This is a genomic window from Streptomyces sp. NPDC087310 (assembly GCF_044744405.1).
Classification (GTDB): domain Bacteria; phylum Actinomycetota; class Actinomycetes; order Streptomycetales; family Streptomycetaceae; genus Streptomyces.
Genome location: NZ_JBIUYF010000008.1, coordinates 156,747 through 182,357, shown reverse-complemented (window position 1 = coordinate 182,357; position 25,611 = coordinate 156,747). Strand labels below are relative to the sequence as shown.

Sequence of the window (25,611 nt, the reverse complement as noted above, 5' to 3'; positions counted from 1 at the left end):
GGCTGCCTCACATTTCGAAGGACTCGTGATGGATGCGCCGGGCGGGCACGCCCGCCTCGCGCAGTGCTTCGTACGATTGACGGGCGAGCCCGGCGGGCCCGCACATGTACACGTCGTGGTCGTCGATGTCCGGCAGCAGTTCGCGCAGCCGCTGCGGAGTGATCTCGGGCCTGACCCCGTCGGGGCCGTTGACCGCGTACAGCAGCCGCGCCCCGCGCGCCGAGGCGATCTGGCGCAGCTCGCTCCACAGCGCCAGGTCCTCGGTCTTGCTGGCCCGGTAGAGCAGGGTCAGATCGCCGGGCTCACCGGGCAGTGTCTCGAACAGCGCCCGCATCGGGGTGATCCCCGCGCCGCCCGCGATCATCAGCACCTTCTCCTGGCTGCGCCGGCCCGCGGTCAGCGCGCCGTACGGGCCCTCCGCCCAGATCCGGGTGCCCGGCTCCAGCCGGGCCAGGGCCTCGCTGTGCTCGCCGTTGGCCTTGACGGTGATCCGCAGCAGATCCGGCCGAGGCGGCGCCGACAGGGAGTACGGGTTGGAGCTCCAGCGCAGCCCGTCCGTGAGGAACCGCCAGCGGAAGAACTGGCCCGGCTGCGCGCCGATCCGGTGCAGCCGCCGCCCGGTGATCAGTACGGAGACCACACCGGGCGCCTCGTACACCGTCGAGTCGACCCGCATCCGGTGGCGCATGTTGAGCCGGACCGGGGTCAGGACGCGGTACCAGAACAGCAGGGCGCCGGCCGTGGCGTACAGCACGTACCAGACGGTCCGCGCGGTCGGGTTGCCGACGAACTCGGCGCCGGTGGCGAGCTGGTGCCAGAACGTCAGGTACACCGCGACATAGGTGAGGAGATGCAGGTAGTACCAGGTCTCGTAGCGCACCTTGCGGCGCACCGTCCCGGCCGAGACGAAGCCGACCAGGATCAGGAGCACCGTCCCGATCGTCGCCTCGATCATCCGCGGGAACTCGGTGATCACACTGATGGTCTGCGCCACGATCGGGCTGTTCGCCTGGACCGCGTACCCCCACACCGTGAGCACGACATGGACGATCACCAGGCTCACCGCGTACCGGCCGGCCACCGCGTGCCAGCGCGCCACCCGGTCGGAGCCCACCCGCCGCTCCAGCGCGGGCACCCGCGCCATCAGCAGCACCACGATCGCGATCAGATAGCCGCCCAGCAGCCCGGTGAGCCGGCCGCCGCCGATCAGCCACTCGGCCAGCGCCATGTGGACGACCGCGGTGTTCTGCCACCACAGCGCCATGACGGCCGCCGCGCCCGCCCAGCACATCACCAGCAGGGGCAGCGCGCCCGACCGCTGGGGGCTGATCGCGCGCATGGTCTGCCGTCTGGCGGCCCGACCGTTGTGCATCATCGCCACGGAACTGCACCTCAACTCTCCTCCGTGTCCGCCGATACGGATTTGAATGACGGCGGGTTCAAAGAAGAGGGGCCGTGGCGCGACGAGTTCAATCTTTGGTGGTTCCTCCGAACCGGGTGACGGAGGTCAGTGCGGTCGGCCCGTCGACCGTGCCGATCGCGATGTGCGGGGCACGCCCCGGGTCGGCCCAGGCCAGCACGGACCGCATCGCGTCGGCCGGTACGGAGACACAACCGGCCGTCGCGCCCGCGCCGTTGACGTGCAGGAAGATCCCGGCGCCCCGGCCGCGCACCGGACGGTCGTAGTTGAAGCCGATGACCATGCCGTGGGCATACTGCTCCGTGTAGTCCGCCATCCGCTCGGCCTCGGCGGCCCGGCAGTCCGCCGGCAGCCCCTCCACCCACCGGTTGTAGTCACGGGAGTCGTTGTCCTGGCACCACCAGGACGACCCGGTCACGGGCCGGTAGGAGTACGCGGTCCCGGCGGGCGCCGGGGCGATCCCGAACGCGTACGGCAGGTCGTACACCCCGGTCGGGGTGGTGGAGGTGCCCTGCCGGCGGCTGTCGCCCTCGGTGAGCCCGCCGGAACCGAAGCGCGCGGCGGCGGAGCCGGCGGCCACCCACCGGCCGTCCCGCCGGTCCCACCAGGTGAGCCGGCCGGTGGTCGAGCCGGTGTCGGGCGCCTCGGCGGTGAGGAGCTGGCTGCCGCCACCGGTGTCCGCCATCCGCTCGGGCAGCGGGGTGTCGACGGGCCGGTCCGTGCGGGCGGCGGCCGTGCCGGTGACCAGGGTGAGGAGGGTGACGGCGGCGAGGACGACGGCGGCGCGAGCGGTACGGGTGCTACGGGCCGTACGAGCAGGACGAGTGCTACGAGCGGTGCGCATGGCCGGACCGTACGTGCCAGGTCCGCCCCCCGTCCTCCCGGAAGCCGCCGCGCTAGGCCGAACGCAGCCCGGATTCAGCCGGCCGGTCGGCGAGGTCCGTCCGCGGGGGCAGGGGCATCGGCAGCGCGGGGAGCCCGTCCAGGCTCACCGGGACGTGCTCCTTCTGCGCGCAGTACGCGGCGAACTCCTCGTCGGACTTCCGCCCGAAGTGCTCGGCGTGCTGCGTGCGCTCCTCGCGGTACTCCATGAAGGGGACGGCGAATCCGCACGCGTCGGCGATCCGCACGGCGTGGATGACGATGATCGCGCGGGCGGCCGGTCCGTCGGCGTCCGCGAAGTACGGGATGTACGTGGCCCAGCGCGGGTCGTCACGGAAGACCGGCTCGCCCCGGCCGTGCACCCGCAGCACCTTGGGCGGCCCGGTGAAGGCGCACCACATCAGGGTGATGCGGCCGTTCTCCCGGAGATGGGCGATGGTCTCGGCGCCACTGCCGCCGAAGTCGAGATAGGCCAGGGTCAGCTCGTCGACCACGACGAGGGTCCCGGCGCGCCCTTTGGGCGAGAGGTTGACGTGGCCGTCGTCCGCCAGCGGTGCGGTGGCGGTGAAGAAAACGGGCTGGTCCTCGATGAAGGCGCGGATTCTGCCGTCGATCCGTTCATAGCGTTTCCCCATACGGGCGATTATCGCTCCGCACCCGTACGGACGCCGAGACGCCGGGAGCGCGGGGATGCCGGAAACGCCGTCGCCACTCGTCAGCGGCAACGGCGTTCCCGGTCAGACCGGTCGGTCCACGGTCAGTGGGTCAGTGGGTCAGTTCAGGGTGCAGGGGGCGAGCGCGTCCAGTCCGGCGGGCTTCTCGGCGGTGCGGCCGATGGCGGTGGCCATGCGGTTGATGGTGGCGACGCGCTTGTCCTCCAGCGGGCCGAGGATCGCGTTCTGTACGAAGTTGGGGCCGCCCTGGCCGACGGTGTCGGTGATCCGCTGGTTGGCCTCCGCGATCTGGGTGTTCAGCAGGGCGAGGTTACGGTCGATCTCGGCCTGGGCGGAGGCGGGGATCGCGGGCAGCGAGCCGGCGACGTCGGGGCAGTTCACCGTACCCGCGGCGCCCGCGTCCCCGGCTCCGGCGTCCCCGGCGCCCGCGTCACCGGCACCGGCATCCCCGGCTCCGGCGTCACCAGCACCGGCATCTCCGGCACCCGCATCTCCGGCTCCGGCGTCACCAGCGCCCGCGTCTCCAGCGCCCGCGTCCCCGGCACCGGCATCTCCAGCCCCGGCGTCCCCGGCACCCGCGTCACCGGCGCCGGCGTCCCCCGCCCCGCCGCCCGCCGCGTTCAGGGTGCAGGGGGCGAGCGCGTCCAGTCCGGCGGGCTTCTCGGCGGTGCGGCCGATGGCGGTGGCCATGCGGTTGATGGTGGCGACGCGCTTGTCCTCCAGCGGGCCGAGGATCGCGTTCTGTACGAAGTTGGGGCCGCCCTGGCCGACCGTGTCGACGAGCCGCTTGTTCGCCTCCGCGATCTGGGTGTCGAGGAGGGCGAGGTTACGGTCGATCTCGGCCTGGGCCGAGGCCGGGATCGCGGGCAGCGAGCCGGCGACGGCCGGGCAGCTCACCGTGCCCGGCGAACCGGCCGCCGTACTGCTGTCGCCCTCCCCGGCCAAGGCGTTACCGGCGATCACGGCACCGGACAGGACGACCGCGGCGGCGCCGCCGGCGATGAGCACACGGCGCTTGTTGTACTTCGGAAGAGCCCTGGACATGCGGAAACCTCACTCGGATAAGGGTGGGGTGGGAGTCGTCCGGTGAGTGGCCGGACGGCTCGACCTCGGTTCGTACAACGCGGCGCCTGCGTTCGGTGAGGTGTACGAGGCGAGGGCGCGCGCCGTTCAAACATCACTCCAATCTCATCGAGATTGACGAATCATACGGACGGGTGCATAGTTATGCCTGTCAGTGAATGCACCGTAAGGAGAAACCCGTGACCGAGCGCGTCGTACTCGCCTACTCGGGCGGCCTGGACACCTCCGTCGCCATCGGCTGGATCGCCGAGGAGACGGGCGCCGAGGTCATCGCCGTTGCCGTGGACGTCGGCCAGGGCGGCGAGGACCTGGACGTCATCCGCAAGCGCGCGCTCGCCTGCGGTGCGGTGGAAGCCGAGGTCGCGGACGCCAAGGACGAGTTCGCCGAGGAGTACTGCCTCCCGGCGATCAAGGCCAACGCCCTCTACATGGACCGGTACCCGCTGGTCTCCGCCCTCTCCCGCCCGACGATCGTCAAGCACCTCGTCGCCGCCGCCCAGAAGCACGGCGCGGGCATCGTCGCCCACGGCTGCACCGGCAAGGGCAACGACCAGGTGCGGTTCGAGGCCGGTATCACCGCGCTCGGCCCGGACCTGAAGTGCATCGCCCCGGTCCGCGACTACGCGATGACCCGGGACAAGGCGATCGCCTTCTGCGAGGAGAAGAACCTCCCGATCGCGACCACCAAGAAGTCCCCGTACTCCATCGACCAGAACGTCTTCGGGCGCGCCGTCGAGACGGGCTTCCTGGAGGACATCTGGAACGGCCCGATCGAGGACGTGTACGAGTACACCTCGAACCCGGCCACGCCGCGCGAGGCCGACGAGGTGATCATCTCCTTCAAGGAGGGCGTCCCCGTCGCGATCGACGGCAAGCCCGTCACCGTCCTCCAGGCCATCCAGCAGCTCAACGAGCGGGCCGGAGCCCAGGGCATCGGCCGGATCGACATGGTCGAGGACCGGCTCGTCGGGATCAAGTCCCGGGAGATCTACGAGGCGCCCGGCGCCATCGCGCTGATCACCGCGCACCAGGAGCTGGAGAACGTCACGGTCGAGCGCGAGCTGGCCCGCTACAAGCGGCAGGTCGAGCAGCGCTGGGGCGAGATCGTCTACGACGGCCTGTGGTTCTCCCCGCTCAAGCGCGCCCTGGACGGCTTCATCAACGAGGCCAACCAGCACGTCACCGGCGACATCCGGATGACGCTGCACGGCGGCCGCGCCGTCGTCACCGGCCGGAAGTCGGACGAGTCGCTGTACGACTTCAACCTGGCCACCTACGACTCGGGCGACACGTTCGACCAGTCCAAGGCCCAGGGCTTCATCGAGATCTTCGGCCTCTCCTCCAAGATCGCCGCCCGGCGCGACCTCGCCTGACCCGCGCCCGTACGACGGCCGCCTCCCCTTCCTCCGCCGCGGGGGAGGCGGCCGTACTTCCTCCACGCTTCACGTTCGCGTTCCATGCTTCACGTTCGAGGCTTCACGAACCCTCCAAGGAGTTCAGCAGTGAGCAGCAACAACGGTGACGTCCGGCTCTGGGGCGGACGCTTCGCCGACGGTCCCTCGGACGCGCTGGCGGCTCTGTCGGCGTCGGTCCACTTCGACTGGCGGCTCGCGCCGTACGACATCGCCGGGTCCCGCGCCCACGCCCGCGTGCTCCACAAGGCGGGGCTGCTCACCGCCGACGAACTGACCCGCATGATCGCCGGTCTCGACCAGCTCGAAGCGGATGTCGCCGACGGCTCGTTCACCGGCACCGTCGCCGACGAGGACGTCCACACCGCGCTGGAGCGCGGGCTGCTGGAGCGCCTCGGCGCCGACCTCGGCGGCAAGCTGCGCGCCGGCCGCTCCCGCAACGACCAGGTCGCCACGCTCTTCCGGATGTACCTGCGCGACCACGCGCGGATCGTCGGCGGGCTGATCGCCGACCTCCAGGACGCGCTGGTCGGTCTCGCCGAGGCCAACCCGGACGTCGCCATGCCCGGCCGTACGCACCTCCAGCACGCCCAGCCCGTCCTCTTCGCGCACCATGTGCTGGCGCATGTGCAGTCGCTGTCCCGGGACGCGGAGCGGCTGCGGCAGTGGGACAAGCGCACGGCGGTCTCCCCGTACGGCTCCGGCGCGCTGGCCGGTTCCTCGCTCGGGCTCGACCCCGAGGCGGTCGCCGCCGACCTGGGCTTCGAGCGCGGCTCCGTGGGCAACTCGATCGACGGCACCGCCTCGCGCGACTTCGTGGCCGAGTTCGCCTTCATCACCGCGATGATCGGCGTCAACCTGTCGCGGATCGCGGAGGAGATCATCCTCTGGAACACGAAGGAGTTCTCCTTCGTCACCCTGCACGACGCGTTCTCCACCGGCTCGTCGATCATGCCGCAGAAGAAGAACCCGGACATCGCGGAGCTGGCGCGCGGCAAGTCGGGTCGGCTCATCGGCAATCTGACCGGGCTGCTCGCCACGCTGAAGGCGCTGCCCCTCGCGTACAACCGCGATCTCCAGGAGGACAAGGAGCCGGTCTTCGACTCCTGCGACCAGTTGGAGGTCCTTCTCCCCGCCTTCACCGGCATGATGGCCACGCTGACCGTCAACCGGACCCGGATGGAGGAGCTGGCCCCCGCCGGTTTCTCGCTCGCCACGGACATCGCGGAGTGGCTGGTCCGCCAGGGCGTGCCGTTCCGGGTGGCGCACGAGGTCGCGGGGGAGTGCGTCAAGGAGTGCGAGTCCCTCGGTATCGAGCTGGACGAGCTGACGGACGAGCAGTTCGCGAAGATCTCCGCGCATCTCACCCCGGACGTCCGCTCGGTGCTCAACGTGGCGGGCTCGCTGGCCTCCCGCAACGGCCGGGGCGGCACGGCCCCCTCCGCAGTGGCCGTCCAGCTCGCGGAGGTCAAGGCGGACCTGGTGATACAGCACGCCTGGGCCACCGCCAAGAAGCAGTAGCAGGAAGCAGTAGCGGGAAGAGAAGGAAGCAAGCAAGCTCTACAGCGCCGTCGCCCAGCGCGCGAGCGCGTCGAAGTCCGGCCGGGTCAGTCCGATGCCGGGGTCGACGCGCAGCAGCAGGGCGGCGGCGAGGTGTTCCCGCTCCACCCACTCGCGGTCGTACGACGTGATCTCGTCGTCGATCCAGGCGAACGGCCGCCCGGCCGCGTACTCCAGGACGTACCGCGTCTTCCAGAAGGTCCCGCGAGGGGCCTTTCCGTGCGTTTCGGGCCAGCCGATGTACGGCAGCTCCGGCAGCCCGAGCCGCGGCCCGATCCACTCGTTGGCGTCGCCCTCCCAGGTCGTGGCCCAGACCAGTTCGTAGCGGTCGGCGAGGGCCAGCAGCTCCGCGCCGTGGCCGGGGTTGAGCAGCACGGACAGCGGCTGCGGATACGGCCAGGCCGCCGGGCGCATCACATGCCTGGTGTAGCCGCGCGGGGGCCGCGCGTCCGCCAGGGCGTCGTACGGATTGAGCGGACCGTCGACATCGATCAGCAGCAGCGGTTTCATCCACCCCACCTCTCTGGTAGATCATCGTATTGAATGAGACGTTGATGTCTCATTCGGGTTATGGTTGCCTCATGACCATGGATCGCGACCAGGTGCTGCGTACCGCGGCGGCCCTGCTCACCCGCAAGGCGACCGCCACCATGGACGAGGTCGCCCGCGCCGCCGGCATCGGGCGCGCGACCCTCCACCGGCACTTCGCCGGACGGGACGCGCTGATCAAGGCGCTGGAGGCGCTGGGCCTCCAGGAGCTGGAGACCGCGCTCGACGGCGCCGGGATCGACGAGGGCCCCGCGGACGAGGCGCTGCGCCGGCTCGTCGCGCGGGTCGAGCCCTCCGCCGGGCTCCTCGCCTTCCTCGTCACCGAGAACCAGCTCTTCGAGGGTGAGGTCAACGAGGGCTGGGACCGGATCGACGCCCGGTTCTCCGCGCTCTTCCGGCGCGGACAGGAGGAGGGCCACTTCCGGATCGACCTCAGCCCCGCCTGGCTGACCGAGGCGCTGTACGGGCTCATCGGCGCCGGCGCCTGGGCGATCCACGACGGCCGGGTCGCCGCCAAGGACTTCCAGTACATGATCGTCGAGTTGCTGCTCGGCGGAGCGCGACGGAGCGTGGACACATGATCAGCACCCACCCGGCGGCGGAAGCCGAGTTCCGGCCCCGCCCGGGTCGCTGGATCGCGCTCGCCGTGCTCGTTCTCGCGGTGCTCCTGGTGGCCGTCGACGCGACCGTGCTCGGCCTCGCCACCCCCTTCCTCAGCGAGGACCTCAAGCCGTCCGGCACCCAGCTCCTGTGGATCGGCGACATCTACTCCTTCGTCATCGCGGGCCTGCTGGTCTCGATGGGCAGCCTCGGCGACCGCATCGGCCGCAAGAAGCTGCTGCTGACGGGCGCGGTCGCGTTCGGCGGTATCTCCGTGCTCAACGCCTACGCGTCCAGCCCGGAGATGATGATCGTGGCGCGGGCGCTGCTGGGGGTCGCGGGCGCGACCCTGATGCCGGCCACGCTCGCCCTGATCCGTAATCTCTTCCACGATCCCCGGGAGCGCAGTCTCGCCGTGGGCATCTGGGGCGCGATGGCGTCGGCCGGCGCGGCGGTCGGCCCGGTCGTCGGCGGCTTCCTGCTGGAGCACTTCTGGTGGGGCTCGGTCTTCCTGATCAACCTGCCGGTGATGGCGGTGCTCGTACTCGTCGGCATCCGCACGCTCCCCGAGTCGAAGGATCCGGCCCCCGGCCCCTGGGACCTGCTGAGCGTGGCGCTCTCACTCATCGGCGTCGTCGGCGTCGTGTACGCGATCAAGGAGGTCGCGGCGCACGGGGCGGGCTGGGGCGTCGCGGTCATCGCGGTGGCCGGCGTGGCCGCGCTGTACTGGTTCGTACGGCGCCAGCTCACCCTGCCCACCCCGCTGCTGGACGTACGCCTCTTCCACCACCGGGGCTTCTCCGGCGCCGTACTGGCCGATCTGCTGACGATCCTCGGCCTGTCCGGGCTGGTCTTCTTCCTGTCGCAGTTCCTCCAACTGGTCCAGGGACGCAGCCCGCTGGAGGCCGGACTCGCCGAACTCCCCGCGGCGGTCGGCGCGGTGACGACCGGGCTGCTCGCCGGCCGGGCCGCGCGCCGGTTCTCCGTACGGGCGGTGGTGGCCGGCGGCCTGGCGGCGATCGGTGTGCCCCTCGCCGTGATGACCGGGCTGAGCCAGTCCACGGGCTATCCGCTGCTGGGCACCGTGCTGCTGCTCGTCGGGGCCGGCGCGGGCTTCTCCTTCACCGTCACCGCGGACGTGATCCTCTCCAGCGTCCCCAAGGAGCAGGCGGGTTCGGCCTCCGCGGTCTCGGAGACGGCGTACGAACTGGGCGCGGCGCTCGGTATCGCGCTGCTCGGCTCCATCGTCACCGGCGTCTACCGGGACTTCCCCACGCCCCCCGGCATCCCCGCGGACACGGCAGCGGCGGCCCACCAGTCGCTGGGCGGCGCGGTGGACGCGGCGGCCACCCTGCCGGGCCCGGGCGGCACGGAGCTGCTCGCCGCGGCCCAGGGCGCGTTCGTCGACGGCCTGCGCCTGGCGTCGGGCCTCGGCGCGGCGGTGCTGCTGGCGACGGCGGCGGCCGCCTGGTTCCTGCTGAAGGGCCAGAAGCTGGCGGAGGGGGTGATTCCCGAGGAGTGAGGGAGTGAAGGAGGGAGGGCGCTACGCGGCCTTGGCCTTCGTGGCGTACATGTCCACGTACTCCTGGCCCGACAACTCCATGACCTCGGTCATCACCGAGTCCGTCACCGCGCGCAGCACATAGCGGTCGCGGTCCATGCCCTCGTACCGGGAGAACTCCATCGGCTTGCCGAAGCGCACCGTCACCTTGCCGGAGCGCGGCATGCCCGAGCCGTTCGGCTGGAGCTTGTCCGTGCCGATCATCGCGAACGGGACCACCGGGGCGCCCGTCATCAGCGTGAGCCGCGCGATCCCCGTACGCCCCCGGTAGAGGCGGCCGTCGGGGGAGCGGGTGCCCTCCGGGTAGATGCCGAAGAGCTGGCCGCGCTCCAGCACCCGGCGGCCGGTCATCAGCGCGGCGACACCGCCCCGGCCGCCGTCCCGGTCGACCGGGATCATGCCGACACCGGTGAAGAACCAGGCCATCAGCTTGCCCTTGAGCCCCTTGCCCGTGACGTACTCGTCCTTGCCGATGAAGAAGACCTGACGGTCGCAGACCAGCGGCAGGATCATCGAGTCGATGAAGGTGAGGTGGTTCCCGGCGAGGATGACGGGGCCGCTCCGCGGGATGTTCTCGGCGCCCTCCACCCTCGTACGGAACATCAGGCGCATGACCGGTCCGAGCAGTGCCTTGATGAGGGCGAAGCGGGACAACGGGTCCTCCGGTGTCGTGGTGCGGTTGTTGGACGGCCGAGTAAATCCATGCAGGTGAGTACGGTACTCGCGGCTCAGGGGGAGCGCACATCGGGTTCACGGAGTGGATACGCACTGTTGACCTGTGTTTCCGCCACGTTCGCACCACGGTCTCCCGTACGACGGGGACGGCCGCCTACGCTCAGGCGTCGTTCGGCAGGCGCGGACCTCGCCGGGACACCACATCGAAGGAGCGTTCATGACACAGGGTGCGCGGAACACGCCCGGACGGCGGTCCGTACTGGGCGCGGCGGTGCTCGGCTCGGCGGCCGTGGCGCTGCCCACCGCGGCGGACGCGGCCGAGCGGGGACGGGGCGGCCACGGGCCGTCGAAGCCGGCCCTGCCCGTGCCCACGATCGTCGGCCACCGCGGGGCCAGCGGCTACCGCCCCGAGCACACCCTCGGCTCGTACCAGCACGCCCTCGACCTCGGCGCGCACGTCATCGAGCAGGACCTCGTGCCCACCAAGGACGGGCACCTGGTGTGCCGTCACGAGAACGACATCACGGCCACCACCGATGTCGCCGACCACCTGGAGTTCGCGGACCGCAAGGCCACCAAGTCCGTCGACGGGGTCAGCCTCACCGGCTGGTTCACCGAGGACTTCACCCTCGCCGAGCTGAAGACCCTGCGCGCCAAGGAGCGCATCCCCGGCGTGCGCCAGCACAACACCCTCTACGACGGCCGCTGGACGATCCCCACCTTCGAGGAGGTGCTGCGCTGGGCCGACGAGCAGGGCCGCCGCCTCGGCCGCACCGTCTGGCTCTACACCGAGACCAAGCACCCCACCTACTTCCGCGGTCTCGGCCTCGGCCTGGAGGAGCCCTTCGCGAAGCTGCTCCGCAAGTACCGGCGTGACCGCGCCGACTCCGCGATCTTCCTCCAGTCCTTCGAGCCGAGCAGCATGCGGCGGATGGCGAAGCTGGTCGACTCCCCGCGCGTCGTCCTGCTCGACGCGGCGGCCACCCGCCCCTGGGACTTCACGGTCGCGGGCGACCCGCGCACGGTCGCCGATCTGGTCACGCCCGAGGGGCTGAAGTGGATGGCGTCCTTCGCGCAGGGCATCGGCCCGACGCTCGACCTGGTCATCCCGAAGGACGCCGCGGGCAAGCTCGGGAAGCCCACCACGCTCGTACGGGACGCCCACGCCCAGGGACTGATCCTGCACCCGTACACGCTCCGCAACGAGAACGCCTTCCTGCCCGCCGACTTCCGGCGCGGCACGGACCCGAACGCGTACGGCGACGCCTTCGGCGCCCTCAGGGCCTACTTCGAGCAGGGCATCGACGGGATCTTCACCGACAACCCGGACACCGGTCTGCTCGCGCGGGCGGACTTCGTCAGCCGCTGAGCCGGCATCCCCCGGTCGGGTGATCGCCCGGCCGGGGAGCAACCATCCCCCACCGCCCGGACGTCCCGCCGGACATGACGCCAGTCCGTGCCACCCGGCCCCTCCGCGTACCCCGTCCTCCGCAGCCCGAGGCGCAGCACCCGCCGGATCTCGTCCGGGCGCTGCTGCCCCTCGTCCGTGCCGAGGCGGCGGCGGAGGCGCCGGCGGCCGGGGTCGAGGCGGGCGATCTCGAACAGGGCGCCTGGGTACGGCTGCTGGAGCGGCCGGCCAGGGCGGGGACGCCCGGCGATCCCGCGCGCTGGGTGCGCGACGTCGTACGGGCGGAGGCGCGCCGCGCCCGGCGCACCGCCGCCAGGGAACGGGTGTACCGCCACGAACCCGCCGCCGACGCCGAGACGGACCCCGAACGGATCGCGCTGCGCACCGACTGGAACCGGGCGGTGCACGCGGCGGTCGGGCGCACACCGGGCCGCTGCCCCGGCGTGCTGACGGCGATGCTGTCGGCGAAGGACCTCACCTACCGGGAGATGGCCGGTGAGTTGGGTATGTCACAGGGCAGTTTGGGCCCCTTGCGATCGAGATGCCTGGGATGCCTGCGCAGAATGCTGGCGGCGGAGGTTGCGGCTCCTGAACGTGGGGGAAAGGAGCGGTAGACACCGGCGGACCAAGTGAGCGGGAGGCATGCACACATGGGCATGAGCGTGACCATCTCAGCGGCGAGTGCGCAGGACGCGGAGCAGATCCTGAAGCTCCAGTACCTCTGCTATCAGAACGAGGCCGAGCTGTACGGCGACTACACCATCGAGCCGCTCACCCAGACGCTCGACGACCTGAGGGCCGAACTCGACGGTGGGCACGGCCTGGTGGCGCGCCTCGGCGACGAGGTGGTGGCCTCGGTACGGGGCAGCGTGGACGCGGACGGCACGGCCAGGATCGCCAAACTCATCGTCCATCCGCGGCTGCGCAGGCACGGCCTCGGCGGGCGGCTGCTCGACGCCATAGAGGTCCACTTCGCGGCGGAGCCGGCCGCGCAGCGCTTCCAGCTCTTCACCGGCCACCGCAACGAGGGCAATCTGCGGCTCTACCGCAGCCGCGGGTACGCGCCGGTGGCGACGGAGCAGGTCGGCCCGAAGCTGCGGCTCGTCAGGCTGGAGAAGGTGGCGGCCGACCGGGTGTACGTGGCCAGCGCCTGAGGTGAGGGCGGAATCCTCCTCGTCCGCCGCACACCGGCGGGGGGCCGGCCGGGGGATTCCGCTTCTCGAAACCCGCTCCTCGAACACCCTCCGGGGTCAGCCCCGCGCGGACGCCCGCTTCCGCAGCCACGCGATGCCCGTGACCGGCAGCAGCACCGGGATGAAGAGATAGCCCATCCCGTAGTCCGACCAGACGGTGGTGTCCGGGAAGGCCGAGGGATCGGCCAGCGTCCACGTCCCCACCGTCAGGACGCCGACGAGTTCGGCGGCGCAGCACACCAGGGCCGCCCTGCGCGCCGACTCACCGCCGCGCACGAGGGTGTACGTGATGAAGGCGTAGACGAAGGCCGCCACGGCGGAGAGCGAGTACGCCAGCGGCGCGTGGTCGAACTCGGTGGCGATCTGGTAGACCGACCGCGAGACGGCGCCCACGGACATCACCCCGTACAGCCAGACCAGCAGCAGGCCGGGGCCCTTGACCAGCCGGCTTCCTCGCGCCCCGGACGTCCGTGGCACCTCGGTGGTCATCGGGTCAGCCTCCCCAGATGTCGTGGAGCCGCACTTCCAGCACGGCCAGGACGACCGCCCCGGCGGCGACCGTCACCGAACCCCAGCGGGTCCGCTCACCCAACGACAGAAAACCCGCCGCGGGCACTGCCAGCAGGGCGCCCAGCAGATACGAGACGAAGATGACCGAGCCCTCGTCGGCCTTCTCCCCGCGCGCGAGCTGCACGATCCCCACCACGCACTGGATCAGCGCCAGCAGGGACACCACGGCCATGCCGATGAAGTGCCAGTCCTTGGTGGGCTGGTCGCGGTAGGCGGCGTGACCGCACCAGGCGGCGAGGACGAGCGCGGTCACGGAGACCGCGACCGTCAGGGCGACAAGCATGGGCCCGAGGGTATTACGGCGCAAAAGACCCCCTGCGGGCACCCCCGGGCCCGTGTCCGCCCGCCCGCGCGCGGGCGCCGTCAGGACCGTGGCCTTGACCACAGCGGACAGCGGCCGTACGTCGCCCACCCACCGCTCGCGGATCCGGCCCCGCCCGCCCCTGTCGCCGTATCCGAGCAGGTCAGACCCGATGGAGCGGTGACACCCGAGGTCAGGCGAGCGATCGGGCCCGCAGGTGCCGCGGCCACCGAACTGTCCGTATGGTGCGACAAATCATTCCGCTATACGGACACCTGCCCGACGGGCGTCCTGATGTCTGTTTTACTTGCCGCATGACCACGACGAGCTACCGCGACCCCGCGACCGAGGCGATCACGACGCCCGGTGCTCGTTGTCTGTGTCGAATGTGCTCCTTCTGAGGGCCCCCGCCTGAGCCTCGCGCCCCGAAGCGAGACCCGGCCTCCTCGCGCGCCCGCGCCCGGTAGGGCCTGTCCCCGCACGCGCCGCGCCCCGGTCACCCACCGCGCCGGCGTGCGCGCGGCACCGACGAATGCCTCGTGCCCGGCGTACCCCGCCGCGCACTCGACAGTGACGGAAACCTCCTGTGATCACTACTTCGGGCCTGACCAAGGTCTACCGGTCCGCGCAGTCGCGCGGCCGTGAGGTCACCGCGCTCGACGGCGTCGACCTGCACGTCCGCGAGGGCGAGGTCTTCGGTGTCGTGGGCCGCAGCGGCGCCGGCAAATCCTCGCTGATCCGCTGCGTCAACCTCCTCGAACGCCCCACCGCCGGCACGGTCACCGTCGACGGCCAGGACCTCACCGCGCTCGCCGGGCGTGGCCGCAGGGCCGGCAAGGAGCTGCGCCGCGCGCGCAGCTCGATCGGCATGGTCTTCCAGCACTTCAACCTGCTGTCCTCCCGCACCGTCCAGGACAACATCGAACTCCCGCTGGAGATCCTCGGCGTCTCCGGCCAGGAGCGCGGTCGCCGCGCCCTGGAACTGCTCGACCTCGTCGGGCTCGCCGACAAGGCCAAGACGTACCCCACCCAGCTCTCCGGCGGCCAGAAGCAGCGCGTCGGCATCGCCCGCGCGCTGGCCGGCAACCCGAAGGTGCTCCTCTCCGACGAGGCGACCAGCGCCCTCGACCCGGAGACCACCCGCTCCATCCTCCAGCTCCTGCGCGACCTCAACCAGCGGCTCGGTCTGACCGTCCTGCTCATCACCCACGAGATGGAGGTCGTGAAGGCGATCTGCGACTCCGCGGCGCTGATGAGCCAGGGCCGGATCGTCGAGTCCGGCACGGTCGGCGAACTGCTCGCCACCCCCGGCTCCCAGCTCGCCCAGGAGCTGTTCCCGGTGGGCGGCGCGCCCGCGGGCCCCGGCCGTACGGTCATCGACGTCACCTTCCAGGGCGAGGCCGCCTCCCAGCCGGTGATCTCGCAGCTCTCCCGTACGTACAACATCGACATATCGATCCTGGGTGCCGCGATGGACACCGTCGGCGGACGCCAGATCGGCCGGATGCGGATCGAACTGCCCGGCACGTACGAGGAGAACGTCGTCCCGGTCGGCTTCCTGCGTGAGCAGGGCCTCCACGCGGAGGTCGTCGACCCCGAAGCGCCCGCACGCGGTTCCGTACCCGCTCCGGCCAAGACCCTCGCCCCGGTGAAGGAAGATGCCAAGTGACCTGGTCGGAAATGCAGCCCCTGCTCTCCCAGGGGACCATCGACACCCTCTACATGGTGCTGTGGTCCGCGCTCGTCACCATCGCCGGCGGACTGCCCCTCGGCATCCTGCTGGTCCTCACCGACAAGGGCGGACTGCTCCAGAACACGGCGGTCAACAAGGTCGTCGGCGTGATCGTGAACATCGGCCGCTCGCTGCCGTTCATGATCCTGCTGATCGCGCTGATCCCGTTCACCACCCTGGTCGTGGGCACCTTCATCGGTCCCACCGCGATGATCGTGCCCCTGGCGATCGGCGCCATCCCCTTCTTCGCGCGCCTCGTCGAGACGGCGATCCGCGAGGTCGACCACGGGCTGGTCGAGGCCGTCCAGGCGATGGGCGGCTCGATCCCCACGATCGTCCGCAAGGTCCTGCTCCCGCAGGCCCTGCCCTCCCTCGTCTCCGCCGTCACCACCACCCTCATCGTCCTCATCGGCTACTCGGCGATGGCGGGCGCGGTCGGCGGTGAGGGGCTCGGCTCCAAGGCCGTCACCTACGGCTTCCAGCGCTTCGAGAACGGCTTCATGATCGCCACGGTCGTGGTGCTGATCGCGATCGTCACCGTGATCCAGCTCCTGGGCGACGGCGCCGTACGGCTGCTGGCCCGCCGCGGCCGTACCGCCTCCTGAACCCACCGACCTCCCTCAACGGCCCGCACTCCTTGTCCGGGCCACGTCACCCGCATCACCGGAAAGAGGCACTCTTCGTGCGTACCACCCTCAAGATCACCGCGACCGCGGCCGTCACCACGGCCCTCGCCCTCGGCCTCAGCGCCTGCGGCACCTCCTCGGACCCGGGCGGCGGCGCCGCCGCGGCCGGAGCCTCCGCCGACCCCGCGAAGCCGCTGGTCGTCGCCGCGTCCCCGACGCCGCACGCCGACATCCTGAACTTCGTCCAGAAGAACCTGGCGGAGAAGGCGGGCCTCAAGCTGGAGGTCAAGGAGTTCACGGACTACGTCCTGCCGAACACCGCCACCCAGAGCGGCGAGGTCGACGCCAACTTCTTCCAGCACAAGCCGTACCTCGACGACTTCAACAAGAAGAAGGGCACCGACATCGTGCCCGTCGTCAACGTCGAGCTGGAACCCCTCGGCCTCTACTCCAAGAAGGTCAAGGACCTCAAGAGCCTCAAGGCCGGCCAGACCGTCGCCATCCCCAACGACACCACCAACGAGGGCCGCGCGCTCAAGCTGCTCGCCGACAACGGTCTGATCACCCTGAAGGACGGCGTCGGCACCGACGCCAACCTCTCCTCCGTCAAGGACGCGAAGGGCCTCACCTTCAAGGAGCTGGAGGCCGCCACCCTGCCGCGCGCCCTGAACGATGTCGACGCCGCCGTCATCAACGGCAACTACGCCATCGAGGCCAAGCTCAAGCCCGCCGAGGACTCCCTCGCCCTGGAGAAGGCCGACGGCAACCCGTACGCCAACTTCCTCGCCGTCAAGCGCGGCAACGAGAAGGACCCGCGCGTCGAGAAGCTCGCGAAGCTCCTCAACTCGGACGAGGTCAAGAAGTACATCGACGACACCTACGACGGCTCGGTCATCGCCTCCTTCGGCGCGGCCAAGTAGCCACAGCGGTAACGTCCTTGTCCGTGCCCGCCCCGCACACACGCGTCGTGTGCGGGGCACACGCATCCGTGAGGACCCGGCCATGCGCATCCCGTCCGGATGCTGCATGCTGTGCATTTACGGCGGACAGAGGCATGGAGCTCGCATGACTACCACCTTTCCGGACGTTTCCATCAGCACGGAGCGGTTGGTGCTGCGCCCCTACGAACTCGCTGACATCCCGGCGCACATCGAGATGATGAACGACGAGATGGTCACGGCCTGGACCTCCGTGCCCCATCCGTACACCGACAAGGACGCCGAGGTGTGGGTCCGCAGAATCGCCCCCAACGAACGCCGCACGGGACGCGGGATCGCCTTCGCCGTCCATGAGTTCCTCACCCAGCGGCTCGTCGGCGTCGTCCGGCTGCGCAACACCAACTGGCGCGCACGCGCCACCGAGGCGTCCTACGTGACCGGACCCTGGGCTCGGGGCGAGGGATACGCCACCGAAGCGATGCTCGCGGTCGCCCAGTGGCTCTTCCGCGACCTGCGGTTCGAACGCATCGAAGTGCGCACCGCCGCCGACAACACCGCCTCCCAGCAGGTCGCGCAGAAGATCGGCTGCATCAGCGAGGGCGTCCTGCGCAACGCCTGGATAGCCCGCTCGCAGACCGAGGACGGCGGCTGGACCGACATCCGCACCGACCTCATCGTCTGGAGCCTCCTCCCCGAGGACCTCGAAGGCATCGGCGAGCAGATGGCCGACGCGGGCGGCTACGCCTCCTTCCCCGACTGGCGCTGACCTCTTCCCCGTACTTCGGCCCCTCCGCCCGGCCGCCGTTCCACCACGCCAGGTACTCTCACCGTGCCTCGTCGTGCCCGGCCCCAGGGCGGTCCGTACGAAGCGGCACCCTCGCGCGATCCACCGCCCCACCCGCGACAACCCCGGGAGACTGACGACGATGGCCGACCGCGTCACGGTGATCGGCTGGGACGGCTCGCCCCTCACCGCCGCAGCCAGGTCCGCCCTCTCGGCCGCCACCCTGGTGGCCGGTGCCGCCCACCATCTCGCCCTCCCCGAAGTACCCGCCGGCGCCGAGCGCATCAGACTCGGCTCCATCGACCTGGCCGCCCGCAGGATCGCGGGACACCGCGGCACCGCCGTCGTCCTCGCCGACGGCGACCCCGGCTTCTTCGGCGTCGTACGCACCCTGCGCGCCCCCGAACACGGCCTGGAGGTCGAGGTCGTCCCCGCGGTCTCCGCCGTGGCCGCCGCCTTCTCCCGGGCCGGCATGGCCTGGGACGACGCCCAGATCGTCGTCGCCCACCGCCGTACGCTGCGCCGCGCCGTCAACGTCGTCCGCGCGCACACCAAGGTCGCCGTCCTCACCTCCCCGGGCGCGGGCCCCGCCGAACTCGCCCTGCTCCTCGACGGCGTCCACCGCACCTTCGTCATCTGCGAGGAACTGGGCACCGACCGCGAACAGGTCACCGTCCTCACCTCCGACAAGGCCGCCGACCACGTCTGGCGCGACCCGAACGTCGTCATCGTCATCGGCGGCATCGGCACCGCGCCCGCCCCCTCCGGCGGCTGGATCGCCGGCCGCGACCCCGGCTACCCGCCGGAGCGCCGCGGTTGGGCGCTGCCCGGCGAGGAGTACGGCATCAACCTCGACGAGGGCGAGTCCACCTGGCTGCGCGCCGCCCAACTCGCCCGGATCGGCGCCCGCACCGGCGACCTGATCTGGGACATCGGCTCCGGCAGCGGGGCGCTCGCCGCCGAGGCGGCCCGCTTCGGCGCGGCCGTGATCGCCGTCGACGACGAACCCGGGGCCTGCGCCAGCACGGCCGCCGCCGCCCGCCGCGCCGGCGTCCAGCTCCAGGTCGTCCAGGGCCGGGCCCCCCACGTACTGGAACGGCTCCCCGAACCCGATGTCGTACGGATCGGGGGCGGCGGCGTCGATGTCGTCATCGCCTGCGCCGACCGCCGGCCCGAGCGGATCGTCACCCACGCCGCCACCAGGGACGAGGCCGAGGCCGTCGGAACGGCCTTGGCCGGAGGGGGATATGAGGTGGAGTGCGCCCTCCTCCAGTCCGTCGCACTCGACACCGGAGGCTGGACCGAACGCGAGCGCTCCGTCGTCTTCCTGGTCTCGGGACGGCGCCAGGACCTCTCCCCATGACCCTGCCGCGCCCCTCCGCGAGGTAGGCTGGCCGATCGTTGTACCGCTGCCGGTCGTTCGTCGCTTCGTTCGTCAATGTCCGGAAAAGGGGCCCGTTTTAGGCCCTGATGTGGTACAGCGGAGACCGGGGGGACGCGCGACGTGGCGCAGTCCACAGCGGGCCGCGGCGGATCCCCGCCACGGCTGGGCAAGCCCGCGGGAAGCCGTGACACCACGGAGGGACCGCGGGTCGATTCGTGCCGCGCGGCGCCCACGCTCGTTGTTCCTGACGGGCGCCGGACACAGGCCGCGGATCGGGCGCCCCGGTGGAAGGGCCGAAGGAGCGGAAACAATGGGCGAGGGGTACGCATGACTGACACCGGCCAGGTCCCGGGCGAGGGACTGCCGGAGAACGCAGGCATGGTGGAGCAGCCGGGCGTACCCGCTCCCGGCACGTACACCTACCTGACCCCCTCCGAGCCCGCCACCGAGGACGAAGACCTGCTGCTGATGCCGAGTTCGCAGGGCGGCTGGAGCGACCCCCAGGTCGTCCCCGCTGACCCGCACGCCGCCTACGCCACACCGGAGGGGTACGCGGCCCCGGAGGGCTACGCCGCCGCGCCCCAGCAGGCGTACGGGGTCCCCGAGGGCTACGCCGCCCCGGAGACGTACGCCGCCGCACCCGAGACGTACGCGCCCGCCGACCCGTACGCCACCGCGCCCGAGGGCTATGCCGTCCCGGAGGAGTACGCCGCCGCGCAGGTGCCCGTCCAGCAGCAAGTGCCTCCCATAGAACAGCCGGCGCCGATGACGGAGCCGGTGTCACAGATCCAGGCCCAGGTCCCGCCGGGGACACCTGAGGCGTACGAGGCCCCCGCGGAGCCCGAACCGCAGGAGCAGCAGCCCCCGGTCGCGGCCGCCCCGCCCGAGCAGCCCGCGCCGGAGGAGCCCGCGGCCGAGGTGCCGCAGGCACCGCACCAGCCGGACGCGCACGAGGCCGGCGGCCGGGACTCCGGCTCGGTCGACCTGAACGGCGTACGCGTCCCGCCGCCCGCCGCGGCCCCCGCGCCCGCTGCGGCCCCGCCGCGCCGCCCGCTCCACATGGGCCCGCCGGTGCCCGACCCGACGGGCGGCGTGGTCCGCTCGCTCGCCGACCGCGGCCCGGCCGGCGCGCCGACCCAGGCCGTCCGCGTACGCCCCCGCACCCAGACGCCGCCCACGGCCCCCGAGCCGGAGACGCCCGCCGTGGCCGAGGCGGCACCGGAGGCGCCCGCGGAAACGGTCGCCCCTGAACCGGAACCCCAGCAGGAGCCGGAGCCCCAGCCCGAGCCGGTCGTGGTGGCGCAGGCCCCGGAGCTCCAGGAAACCCCCGAGCCGGAACCGCAACCCGAGCCGGTGGCGGCCGAGGAGCCCCCGGCCCCGGCCCCGGAACCGGAGCCCCAACCCCAGCCTGTGGCGGAGCCGGAGCCCGTCGCCCCCGAGCCGGAGCCCGCGGCCGAGCCCGCCGCCGTCGCCCCCGAGCCGGAACCGCAACCCGAGCCGGAGGCCGAACCGATCACCCCTGAGCCCGCGGCCGAAGTACCGGAGCCCGAGCCGGTGGCCGACGAAGCTCCCGCACCCGCACCCGCACCCGCACCCGCACCCGTCGCGGAGCCGGACCCGGAGCCCGTACCGGAACCCGAGCCGGTCGCAGCGGTGACCCCCGAACCGCCCCAGGAGCCGGAGCCGCAGCCCGAGCCGACGGCCGAGGAAGCCCCCGCACCCGCACCCGTAGCGGAGCCGGACCCGGAACCCACCCCCGTGGCGGAACCCACCCCCGTGGCGGAACCCACCCCCGTGGCGGAGCCGACCCCCGTAGCGGAGCCGACCCCCGAGCCGATCCCCGACCCCGTAGCGGTAACGGCCTCCCCCGAACCCGAACCCGCACCCGCCCCGGAGCCCACCCCGGAGCCGGAACTCGCCCCGGAGTCGGCCGCGCAGGAGATCCACGACGATCACGAGGCGCAGGAAGAGAAAGGCCAGGAGGGCACAGCGGAGGGCACAGCGGCCCCGTCCGGCTACGACGACGCCGAGCGCGACGCCGTCCTCCGCGTGATGCGCGAACGCCGCGACATCCGCAACGGCTTCCGCTCCGACCCGATCCCGCACGAGGTACTGCTCCGCGTCCTGGAAGCCGCGCACACCGCGCCCAGCGTGGGCCACTCGCAGCCCTGGGACTTCGTCGTCATCCGCTCCGCAGAGACCCGGCGGTCCATGCACGAACTGGCACAGCGTCAGCGCGACGCCTACGCCAAGTCGCTGCCCAAGGGCCGGGCCAAGCAGTTCAAGGAACTGAAGATCGAGGCCATCCTCGACACCCCGGTGAACATCGTCGTCACCGCGGACCCGACCCGCGGCGGCCGGCACACTCTGGGCCGCCACACCCAGCCGCAGATGGCCCCGTACTCCTCCGCGCTCGCCGTGGAGAACTTCTGGCTCGCCTCCCGCGCCGAGGGCCTGGGCGTCGGCTGGGTCAGCTTCTTCGACGAGCGCGAGATGGTCCGCGTCCTGGGCCTGCCGGAACACCTCGAAGTCGTGGCGTACCTGTGCGTCGGATACGTCGACGAGTTCCCCGAGGAGCCCGAACTGATGCAGGCGGGCTGGTCGAAGCGCCGCCCCCTGTCCTGGGTCGTCCACGAGGAGACGTACGGCCGCCGCGCCCTGCCGGGCGAGGAGCCGCACGACCTGCTCCAGGAGACCGTCGCCGGAATCCGCCCGCTGGACGCCAAGGCGCTGGGGGAGGCGTGGGAGCGCCAGAAACGGATGACGAAGCCGGCCGGCGCGCTCGGCATGCTGGAGATCATCTCGGCACAGCTCAGCGGCCTCTCCCGGCTCTGCCCGCCCCCCATCCCCGAACCGGCCGCCGTCGCTGTCTTCGCGGGCGACCACGGGGTGCACGCGCAGGGGGTGACCCCGTGGCCGCAGGAGGTCACCGGCCAGATGGTCGCCAACTTCCTGGCCGGCGGCGCCGTGTGCAACGCGTTCGCGACCCAGGTCGGCGCGGAGGTCTGCGTCGTGGACGTGGGCGTCGTGGGCGACTTCCCGGCGACCCCGGGCCTGCTGCCCCGCAAGGTCCGCGCGGGCACGGGCGACTTCACGACCGGCCCCGCGATGAGCCGCGACGAGGTCCTCGCCGCGATCGAGGTGGGCATCGAAACGGCCCGTGACCTGGTGGCGGCGGGTAACAAGGCGCTGCTCACCGGTGAGATGGGCATCGCCAACACCACGGTTTCGGCCGCGCTGATCTGCGTCTACACCGGACAGGACCCGGCGGAGGTCACCGGCAGGGGCACGGGCATCAACGACGAGATGCACGCCCGCAAGGTCGACGTGGTCCGCCGCGCCCTCGACCTCCACCAGCCCGACCCGGCCGACCCGATCGGCGTCCTCGCGGCCGTCGGCGGCCTGGAACACGCGGCGCTGGTCGGCTTCCTGCTGGGCGGCGCGTCGATGCGTACGCCGGTGATCCTGGACGGCGTCAGCGCGGGCGCTGCGGCACTGGTCGCCCGCGCGATCGCCCCGGAGGCCCTGGCGGCCTGCATCGCCGGCCACCGCAGCGCGGAGCCGGGCCACGTGGCGGCCCTGAACAAGCTCGGCCTGCGCCCCCTGGTCGACCTGGACCTCCGCCTCGGCGAGGGCACGGGCGCGCTGCTGGCCCTGCCGGTGATCCAGAGCGCGGCACGGGCGATGCACGAGGTGGCAACGTTCGACTCGGCAGGAGTGACGGAGAAGTAAGCCGCACGGCCCTCCCTCCCCGACCGGCGACGGAGGGCCGTGGTCGCCCACCGGAGGGAGGGGGTCGGGGTCGGAGGAGGTGCGTGTCCGGACACTAAAGCGTGATTTGTGCCGCACAAGGCCCGCACTCCTTCCATCGACCCGCACGCGGCGTAAATCATGCCGTCCGGACATGTACCTCCGGAGGCCCCGGCACCCGTCACCCAGCCACGCACAGCGGGACCGCACAGCAGGACCGCACAGCGGGCCGACCCACGACCGCCCACGACCCCGCCGCGTAAGCTGGACCCACCCCAAAACGCCACCTCAGCCCACCTCACCCACCGCCCACCTCACCCACCGCCCACCTCACCCGCACCTTCGTCACGTCCCGCCGCCCGAGGAGCCCGCGCCCACATGGCCCAGCACGCCGACCACCCCGCCTACCCCGTAGGACTCCGCCTCTCCGGGCGGCGCGTCGTTGTCGTCGGCGGAGGCCAGGTCGCGCAGCGCAGGCTCCCGTCGCTCATCGCCGCGGGCGCCGACATCGTGCTGGTCTCGCCCTCGGCGAAGCCGTCCGTCGAGGCCATGGCGGCGGCCGGCGAGATCCGCTGGGAGCGGCGGCGGTACGAGGAGGGCGACCTCGCGGGCGCCTGGTACGCGCTCGTCGCCTCCAGCGACCCCGAGGCCAACCGCACCGCCTCCGCCGAGGCCGAGCGCGACCGGGTCTGGTGCGTACGCAGCGACGACGCGGAGGCGGCCACCGCCTGGACCCCCGCGACCGGCCGCAGCGAGGGCGTCACCGTCGCCGTGCTCACCGGGCGCGACCCGCGCCGCTCCGCCGCCGTGCGCGACGCCATCGTCGAGGGCCTGCGCGACGGCACGCTCGCCGCGCCGCACCACCGCACCCGTACCCCCGGTGTCGCCCTCGTCGGCGGCGGCCCCGGCGACCCCGACCTGATCACCGTGCGGGGCCGCCGGCTGCTCGCCGAGGCGGACGTCGTCATCGCCGACCGGCTCGGCCCGCGCGACCTGCTGGACGAACTGCCGCCGCACGTCGAGGTGATCGACGCCGCGAAGATCCCGTACGGCCGTTTCATGGCCCAGGAGGCCATCAACGCCGCCCTGATCGAGCACGCCAAGGCGGGCAAGGCCGTCGTCCGGCTCAAGGGCGGCGACCCGTTCGTCTTCGGCCGGGGCATGGAGGAGGCGCACGCGCTCGCCGCCGCCGGCATCGCGTGCACGGTCGTGCCCGGCATCTCCAGTTCCATCAGCGTCCCCGGCGCCGCCGGGATCCCCGTCACGCACCGCGGTGTCGCCCATGAGTTCACCGTCGTCAGCGGCCATGTCGCCCCGGACGACGACCGGTCGCTGGTCGACTGGGCCGCACTCGCCCGGCTGCGCGGCACGCTTGTCCTGCTGATGGGCGTCGACAAGATCGGTTCCATCGCGCGGGCCCTGATCGAGCACGGCAAGGCCCCCGAGACCCCCGTCGCGCTGGTCCAGGAGGGCACGACGGCCGCCCAGCGGCGCGTGGACGCCACGCTCGCGACGGTGGGGGAGGTCGTACGGGCCGAAGAAGTACGCCCCCCGGCCGTCATCGTCATCGGCGACGTGGTCGCACTGGGCAACGGCCACTGACAAGGCCCCACCCCACTCCCACCCCACCCGCACCCACCCCGTACAGGACAGGGCACGAGCACCCCGTGGCTGAACTCATCACCGTCGAGGACCCCGAAGACCCCCGCCTGCACGACTACACCGGCCTGACCGACGTCGAACTGCGGCGGCGGCGCGAGCCCGCCGAGGGTCTGTTCATCGCGGAGGGCGAGAAGGTCATCCGCCGGGCCGGGCAGGCCGGCTACGCCATGCGGTCGATGCTGCTCTCCGCCAAGTGGGTCGACACCATGCGCGACGTCATCGACGCGGCACCGGCACCGGTCTACGCGGTCAGCCCCGAACTCGCCGAGCGGGTCACCGGCTACCACGTGCACCGCGGCGCCCTCGCCTCCATGGCGCGCAAGCCGCTGCCCGCGGTGGCCGACGTGCTCCGTACGGCCCGCCGCGTCGCCGTCATGGAGGCGGTGAACGACCACACCAACATCGGCGCGATCTTCCGGAGCGCCGCCGCGCTCGGTATGGACGCCGTGCTGCTCTCCCCGGACTGCGCGGACCCGCTCTACCGGCGCTCGGTGAAGGTGTCGATGGGGGCGGTGTTCTCCGTGCCGTACGCCCGGCTGGAGGGCTGGCCCAGGGCGCTGGACACCGTACGGGGAGCGGGGTTCCGGCTGCTGGCGCTCACTCCCGACGAGCGGGCGGTCCCGATGGACGCCGCGGCGCCGCACCGGATGGAGCGGGTCGCGCTGATGCTCGGCGCGGAGGGCGACGGTCTGTCGCGGCGGGCGCTGGACTCGGCCGACGCCTGGGTCCGTATCCCGATGGCGCACGGCGTGGACTCGCTGAACGTGGGGGCCGCCGCGGCGGTCGCCTTCTACGCGGTCACGACGGGCCGCCCGGAGAACTGACCAGCCCCGCACATACCGACGGC

The 25,611-nt window shown here is 72.0% G+C and carries 23 protein-coding genes; 15 read left to right on the top strand and 8 right to left on the bottom strand.

The window, feature by feature from the left end:
• Positions 1–7: 7 nt before the first annotated feature.
• The 4 genes from ACIO3P_RS29415 to ACIO3P_RS29400 all read right to left on the bottom strand — a co-directional run bounded on the left by ACIO3P_RS29415 (position 8) and on the right by ACIO3P_RS29400 (position 4,020).
• Entirely contained in the window at positions 8–1,375 is a 1,368-nt protein-coding gene (locus ACIO3P_RS29415; RefSeq protein WP_329824653.1) for a ferredoxin reductase family protein, read from the bottom strand.
• 94 nt (positions 1,376–1,469) lie between these two features.
• Positions 1,470–2,264 carry a L,D-transpeptidase family protein gene (locus ACIO3P_RS29410; protein WP_329824405.1) on the bottom strand — a complete coding sequence of 265 codons (795 nt, stop codon included), beginning with the start codon at positions 2,262–2,264 and terminating at the stop codon, positions 1,470–1,472.
• A gap of 52 nt (positions 2,265–2,316) precedes the next feature.
• Positions 2,317–2,937 (bottom strand): pyridoxamine 5'-phosphate oxidase family protein, encoded by a 621-nt coding sequence (locus ACIO3P_RS29405; RefSeq protein WP_329824404.1) that lies wholly within the window; start codon positions 2,935–2,937, stop codon positions 2,317–2,319.
• A gap of 138 nt (positions 2,938–3,075) precedes the next feature.
• Complete coding sequence (locus tag ACIO3P_RS29400) at positions 3,076–4,020, bottom strand: hypothetical protein (RefSeq protein ID WP_401854354.1); 945 nt, start codon at positions 4,018–4,020, stop codon at positions 3,076–3,078.
• A gap of 218 nt (positions 4,021–4,238) precedes the next feature.
• Here ACIO3P_RS29400 and ACIO3P_RS29395 point away from each other — a divergent pair, with 218 nt between their 5' ends.
• Together ACIO3P_RS29395 and argH are read left to right on the top strand one after the other, a co-directional pair.
• A complete protein-coding gene (locus ACIO3P_RS29395) occupies positions 4,239–5,432 on the top strand; it encodes an argininosuccinate synthase (RefSeq protein WP_329821466.1) in 1,194 nt (397 codons plus the stop codon).
• A 129-nt stretch (positions 5,433–5,561) separates the two neighbouring features.
• A complete protein-coding gene (gene argH, locus ACIO3P_RS29390) occupies positions 5,562–6,992 on the top strand; it encodes an argininosuccinate lyase (RefSeq protein ID WP_401854356.1) in 1,431 nt (476 codons plus the stop codon).
• 39 nt (positions 6,993–7,031) lie between these two features.
• Here the strand turns inward: argH and ACIO3P_RS29385 are convergent, their stop codons facing one another.
• A complete protein-coding gene (locus ACIO3P_RS29385) occupies positions 7,032–7,541 on the bottom strand; it encodes an HAD domain-containing protein (RefSeq protein WP_401854359.1) in 510 nt (169 codons plus the stop codon).
• A gap of 71 nt (positions 7,542–7,612) precedes the next feature.
• Between ACIO3P_RS29385 and ACIO3P_RS29380 the strand changes: the two genes are divergently transcribed.
• The gene (locus ACIO3P_RS29380) at positions 7,613–8,161 is read left to right on the top strand and encodes a TetR/AcrR family transcriptional regulator (protein ID WP_401793085.1); all 549 of its coding nucleotides are present in this window, start codon (positions 7,613–7,615) and stop codon (positions 8,159–8,161) included.
• Positions 8,158–9,702, top strand: coding sequence for an MFS transporter (locus tag ACIO3P_RS29375; RefSeq protein ID WP_401854361.1), 1,545 nt, complete (start codon positions 8,158–8,160; stop codon positions 9,700–9,702). Before ACIO3P_RS29380 ends, ACIO3P_RS29375 begins: the two co-directional genes overlap by 4 nt.
• Positions 9,703–9,723: 21 nt before the next feature.
• On the opposite strand, the gene ACIO3P_RS29370 is transcribed toward ACIO3P_RS29375, so the two are convergent.
• Positions 9,724–10,353, bottom strand: coding sequence for a lysophospholipid acyltransferase family protein (locus tag ACIO3P_RS29370; protein ID WP_329821467.1), 630 nt, complete (start codon positions 10,351–10,353; stop codon positions 9,724–9,726).
• A 280-nt stretch (positions 10,354–10,633) separates the two neighbouring features.
• On the opposite strand from ACIO3P_RS29370, the gene ACIO3P_RS29365 reads away from it, so the two are divergent.
• The 3 genes from ACIO3P_RS29365 to ACIO3P_RS29355 all read left to right on the top strand — a co-directional run bounded on the left by ACIO3P_RS29365 (position 10,634) and on the right by ACIO3P_RS29355 (position 12,978).
• Positions 10,634–11,785: a glycerophosphodiester phosphodiesterase gene (locus tag ACIO3P_RS29365; RefSeq protein WP_401854362.1), complete on the top strand. Its 1,152-nt coding sequence runs from the start codon at positions 10,634–10,636 to the stop codon at positions 11,783–11,785.
• Positions 11,786–11,859: 74 nt separating this feature from the next.
• On the top strand, positions 11,860–12,438 hold the full coding sequence (locus ACIO3P_RS29360; RefSeq protein WP_329821460.1) for a sigma-70 family RNA polymerase sigma factor: 579 nt from the start codon (positions 11,860–11,862) through the stop codon (positions 12,436–12,438).
• 36 nt (positions 12,439–12,474) lie between these two features.
• Positions 12,475–12,978, top strand: coding sequence for a GNAT family N-acetyltransferase (locus tag ACIO3P_RS29355; protein ID WP_329821459.1), 504 nt, complete (start codon positions 12,475–12,477; stop codon positions 12,976–12,978).
• Between the two features lie 96 nt (positions 12,979–13,074).
• Here the strand turns inward: ACIO3P_RS29355 and ACIO3P_RS29350 are convergent, their stop codons facing one another.
• Entirely contained in the window at positions 13,075–13,506 is a 432-nt protein-coding gene (locus tag ACIO3P_RS29350; RefSeq protein WP_329821458.1) for a hypothetical protein, read from the bottom strand.
• A 4-nt stretch (positions 13,507–13,510) separates the two neighbouring features.
• On the bottom strand, positions 13,511–13,870 hold the full coding sequence (locus ACIO3P_RS29345; protein WP_401854365.1) for a hypothetical protein: 360 nt from the start codon (positions 13,868–13,870) through the stop codon (positions 13,511–13,513).
• A gap of 604 nt (positions 13,871–14,474) precedes the next feature.
• Here ACIO3P_RS29345 and ACIO3P_RS29340 point away from each other — a divergent pair.
• From ACIO3P_RS29340 to ACIO3P_RS29305, 8 genes are all read left to right on the top strand, one after another.
• A complete protein-coding gene (locus ACIO3P_RS29340; protein ID WP_401854367.1) occupies positions 14,475–15,557 on the top strand; it encodes a methionine ABC transporter ATP-binding protein in 1,083 nt (360 codons plus the stop codon).
• Positions 15,554–16,225: a methionine ABC transporter permease gene (locus ACIO3P_RS29335; RefSeq protein WP_329821455.1), complete on the top strand. Its 672-nt coding sequence runs from the start codon at positions 15,554–15,556 to the stop codon at positions 16,223–16,225. Before ACIO3P_RS29340 ends, ACIO3P_RS29335 begins: the two co-directional genes overlap by 4 nt.
• A 77-nt stretch (positions 16,226–16,302) precedes the next feature.
• Positions 16,303–17,166, top strand: a complete 864-nt coding sequence (locus ACIO3P_RS29330) for a MetQ/NlpA family ABC transporter substrate-binding protein (protein WP_329821454.1) — start codon at positions 16,303–16,305, stop codon at positions 17,164–17,166.
• Between the two features lie 106 nt (positions 17,167–17,272).
• Entirely contained in the window at positions 17,273–17,950 is a 678-nt protein-coding gene (locus ACIO3P_RS29325; protein WP_401793379.1) for a GNAT family N-acetyltransferase, read from the top strand.
• 160 nt (positions 17,951–18,110) lie between these two features.
• Complete coding sequence (gene cbiE, locus ACIO3P_RS29320; protein WP_329821452.1) at positions 18,111–19,331, top strand: precorrin-6y C5,15-methyltransferase (decarboxylating) subunit CbiE; 1,221 nt, start codon at positions 18,111–18,113, stop codon at positions 19,329–19,331.
• A 348-nt stretch (positions 19,332–19,679) separates the two neighbouring features.
• The gene (gene cobT, locus ACIO3P_RS29315; RefSeq protein WP_401854369.1) at positions 19,680–23,084 is read left to right on the top strand and encodes a nicotinate-nucleotide--dimethylbenzimidazole phosphoribosyltransferase; all 3,405 of its coding nucleotides are present in this window, start codon (positions 19,680–19,682) and stop codon (positions 23,082–23,084) included.
• Positions 23,085–23,480: 396 nt separating this feature from the next.
• On the top strand, positions 23,481–24,704 hold the full coding sequence (gene cobA / locus ACIO3P_RS29310; RefSeq protein ID WP_329821634.1) for a uroporphyrinogen-III C-methyltransferase: 1,224 nt from the start codon (positions 23,481–23,483) through the stop codon (positions 24,702–24,704).
• 65 nt (positions 24,705–24,769) lie between these two features.
• Entirely contained in the window at positions 24,770–25,588 is an 819-nt protein-coding gene (locus tag ACIO3P_RS29305; protein ID WP_329821635.1) for an RNA methyltransferase, read from the top strand.
• Positions 25,589–25,611 lie beyond the last annotated feature (23 nt).

Excerpts from the sequence above, each read along its gene's own strand:
- ACIO3P_RS29415 (WP_329824653.1), bottom strand. The coding sequence starts at position 1,375 with ATGATGCACAACGGTCGGGCCGCCAGACGGCAGACCATGCGCGCGATC.
- ACIO3P_RS29410 (WP_329824405.1), bottom strand. The coding sequence starts at position 2,264 with ATGCGCACCGCTCGTAGCACTCGTCCTGCTCGTACGGCCCGTAGCACC.
- ACIO3P_RS29405 (WP_329824404.1), bottom strand. The coding sequence starts at position 2,937 with ATGGGGAAACGCTATGAACGGATCGACGGCAGAATCCGCGCCTTCATC.
- ACIO3P_RS29400 (WP_401854354.1), bottom strand. The coding sequence starts at position 4,020 with ATGTCCAGGGCTCTTCCGAAGTACAACAAGCGCCGTGTGCTCATCGCC.
- ACIO3P_RS29385 (WP_401854359.1), bottom strand. The coding sequence starts at position 7,541 with ATGAAACCGCTGCTGCTGATCGATGTCGACGGTCCGCTCAATCCGTAC.
- ACIO3P_RS29380 (WP_401793085.1), top strand. The coding sequence starts at position 7,613 with ATGACCATGGATCGCGACCAGGTGCTGCGTACCGCGGCGGCCCTGCTC.
- ACIO3P_RS29375 (WP_401854361.1), top strand. The coding sequence starts at position 8,158 with ATGATCAGCACCCACCCGGCGGCGGAAGCCGAGTTCCGGCCCCGCCCG.
- ACIO3P_RS29370 (WP_329821467.1), bottom strand. The coding sequence starts at position 10,353 with ATGCGCCTGATGTTCCGTACGAGGGTGGAGGGCGCCGAGAACATCCCG.
- ACIO3P_RS29365 (WP_401854362.1), top strand. The coding sequence starts at position 10,634 with ATGACACAGGGTGCGCGGAACACGCCCGGACGGCGGTCCGTACTGGGC.
- ACIO3P_RS29360 (WP_329821460.1), top strand. The coding sequence starts at position 11,860 with ATGACGCCAGTCCGTGCCACCCGGCCCCTCCGCGTACCCCGTCCTCCG.
- ACIO3P_RS29355 (WP_329821459.1), top strand. The coding sequence starts at position 12,475 with ATGGGCATGAGCGTGACCATCTCAGCGGCGAGTGCGCAGGACGCGGAG.
- ACIO3P_RS29350 (WP_329821458.1), bottom strand. The coding sequence starts at position 13,506 with ATGACCACCGAGGTGCCACGGACGTCCGGGGCGCGAGGAAGCCGGCTG.
- ACIO3P_RS29345 (WP_401854365.1), bottom strand. The coding sequence starts at position 13,870 with ATGCTTGTCGCCCTGACGGTCGCGGTCTCCGTGACCGCGCTCGTCCTC.
- ACIO3P_RS29325 (WP_401793379.1), top strand. The coding sequence starts at position 17,273 with ATGCTGTGCATTTACGGCGGACAGAGGCATGGAGCTCGCATGACTACC.
- cbiE (WP_329821452.1), top strand. The coding sequence starts at position 18,111 with ATGGCCGACCGCGTCACGGTGATCGGCTGGGACGGCTCGCCCCTCACC.
- cobT (WP_401854369.1), top strand. The coding sequence starts at position 19,680 with ATGACTGACACCGGCCAGGTCCCGGGCGAGGGACTGCCGGAGAACGCA.
- cobA (WP_329821634.1), top strand. The coding sequence starts at position 23,481 with ATGGCCCAGCACGCCGACCACCCCGCCTACCCCGTAGGACTCCGCCTC.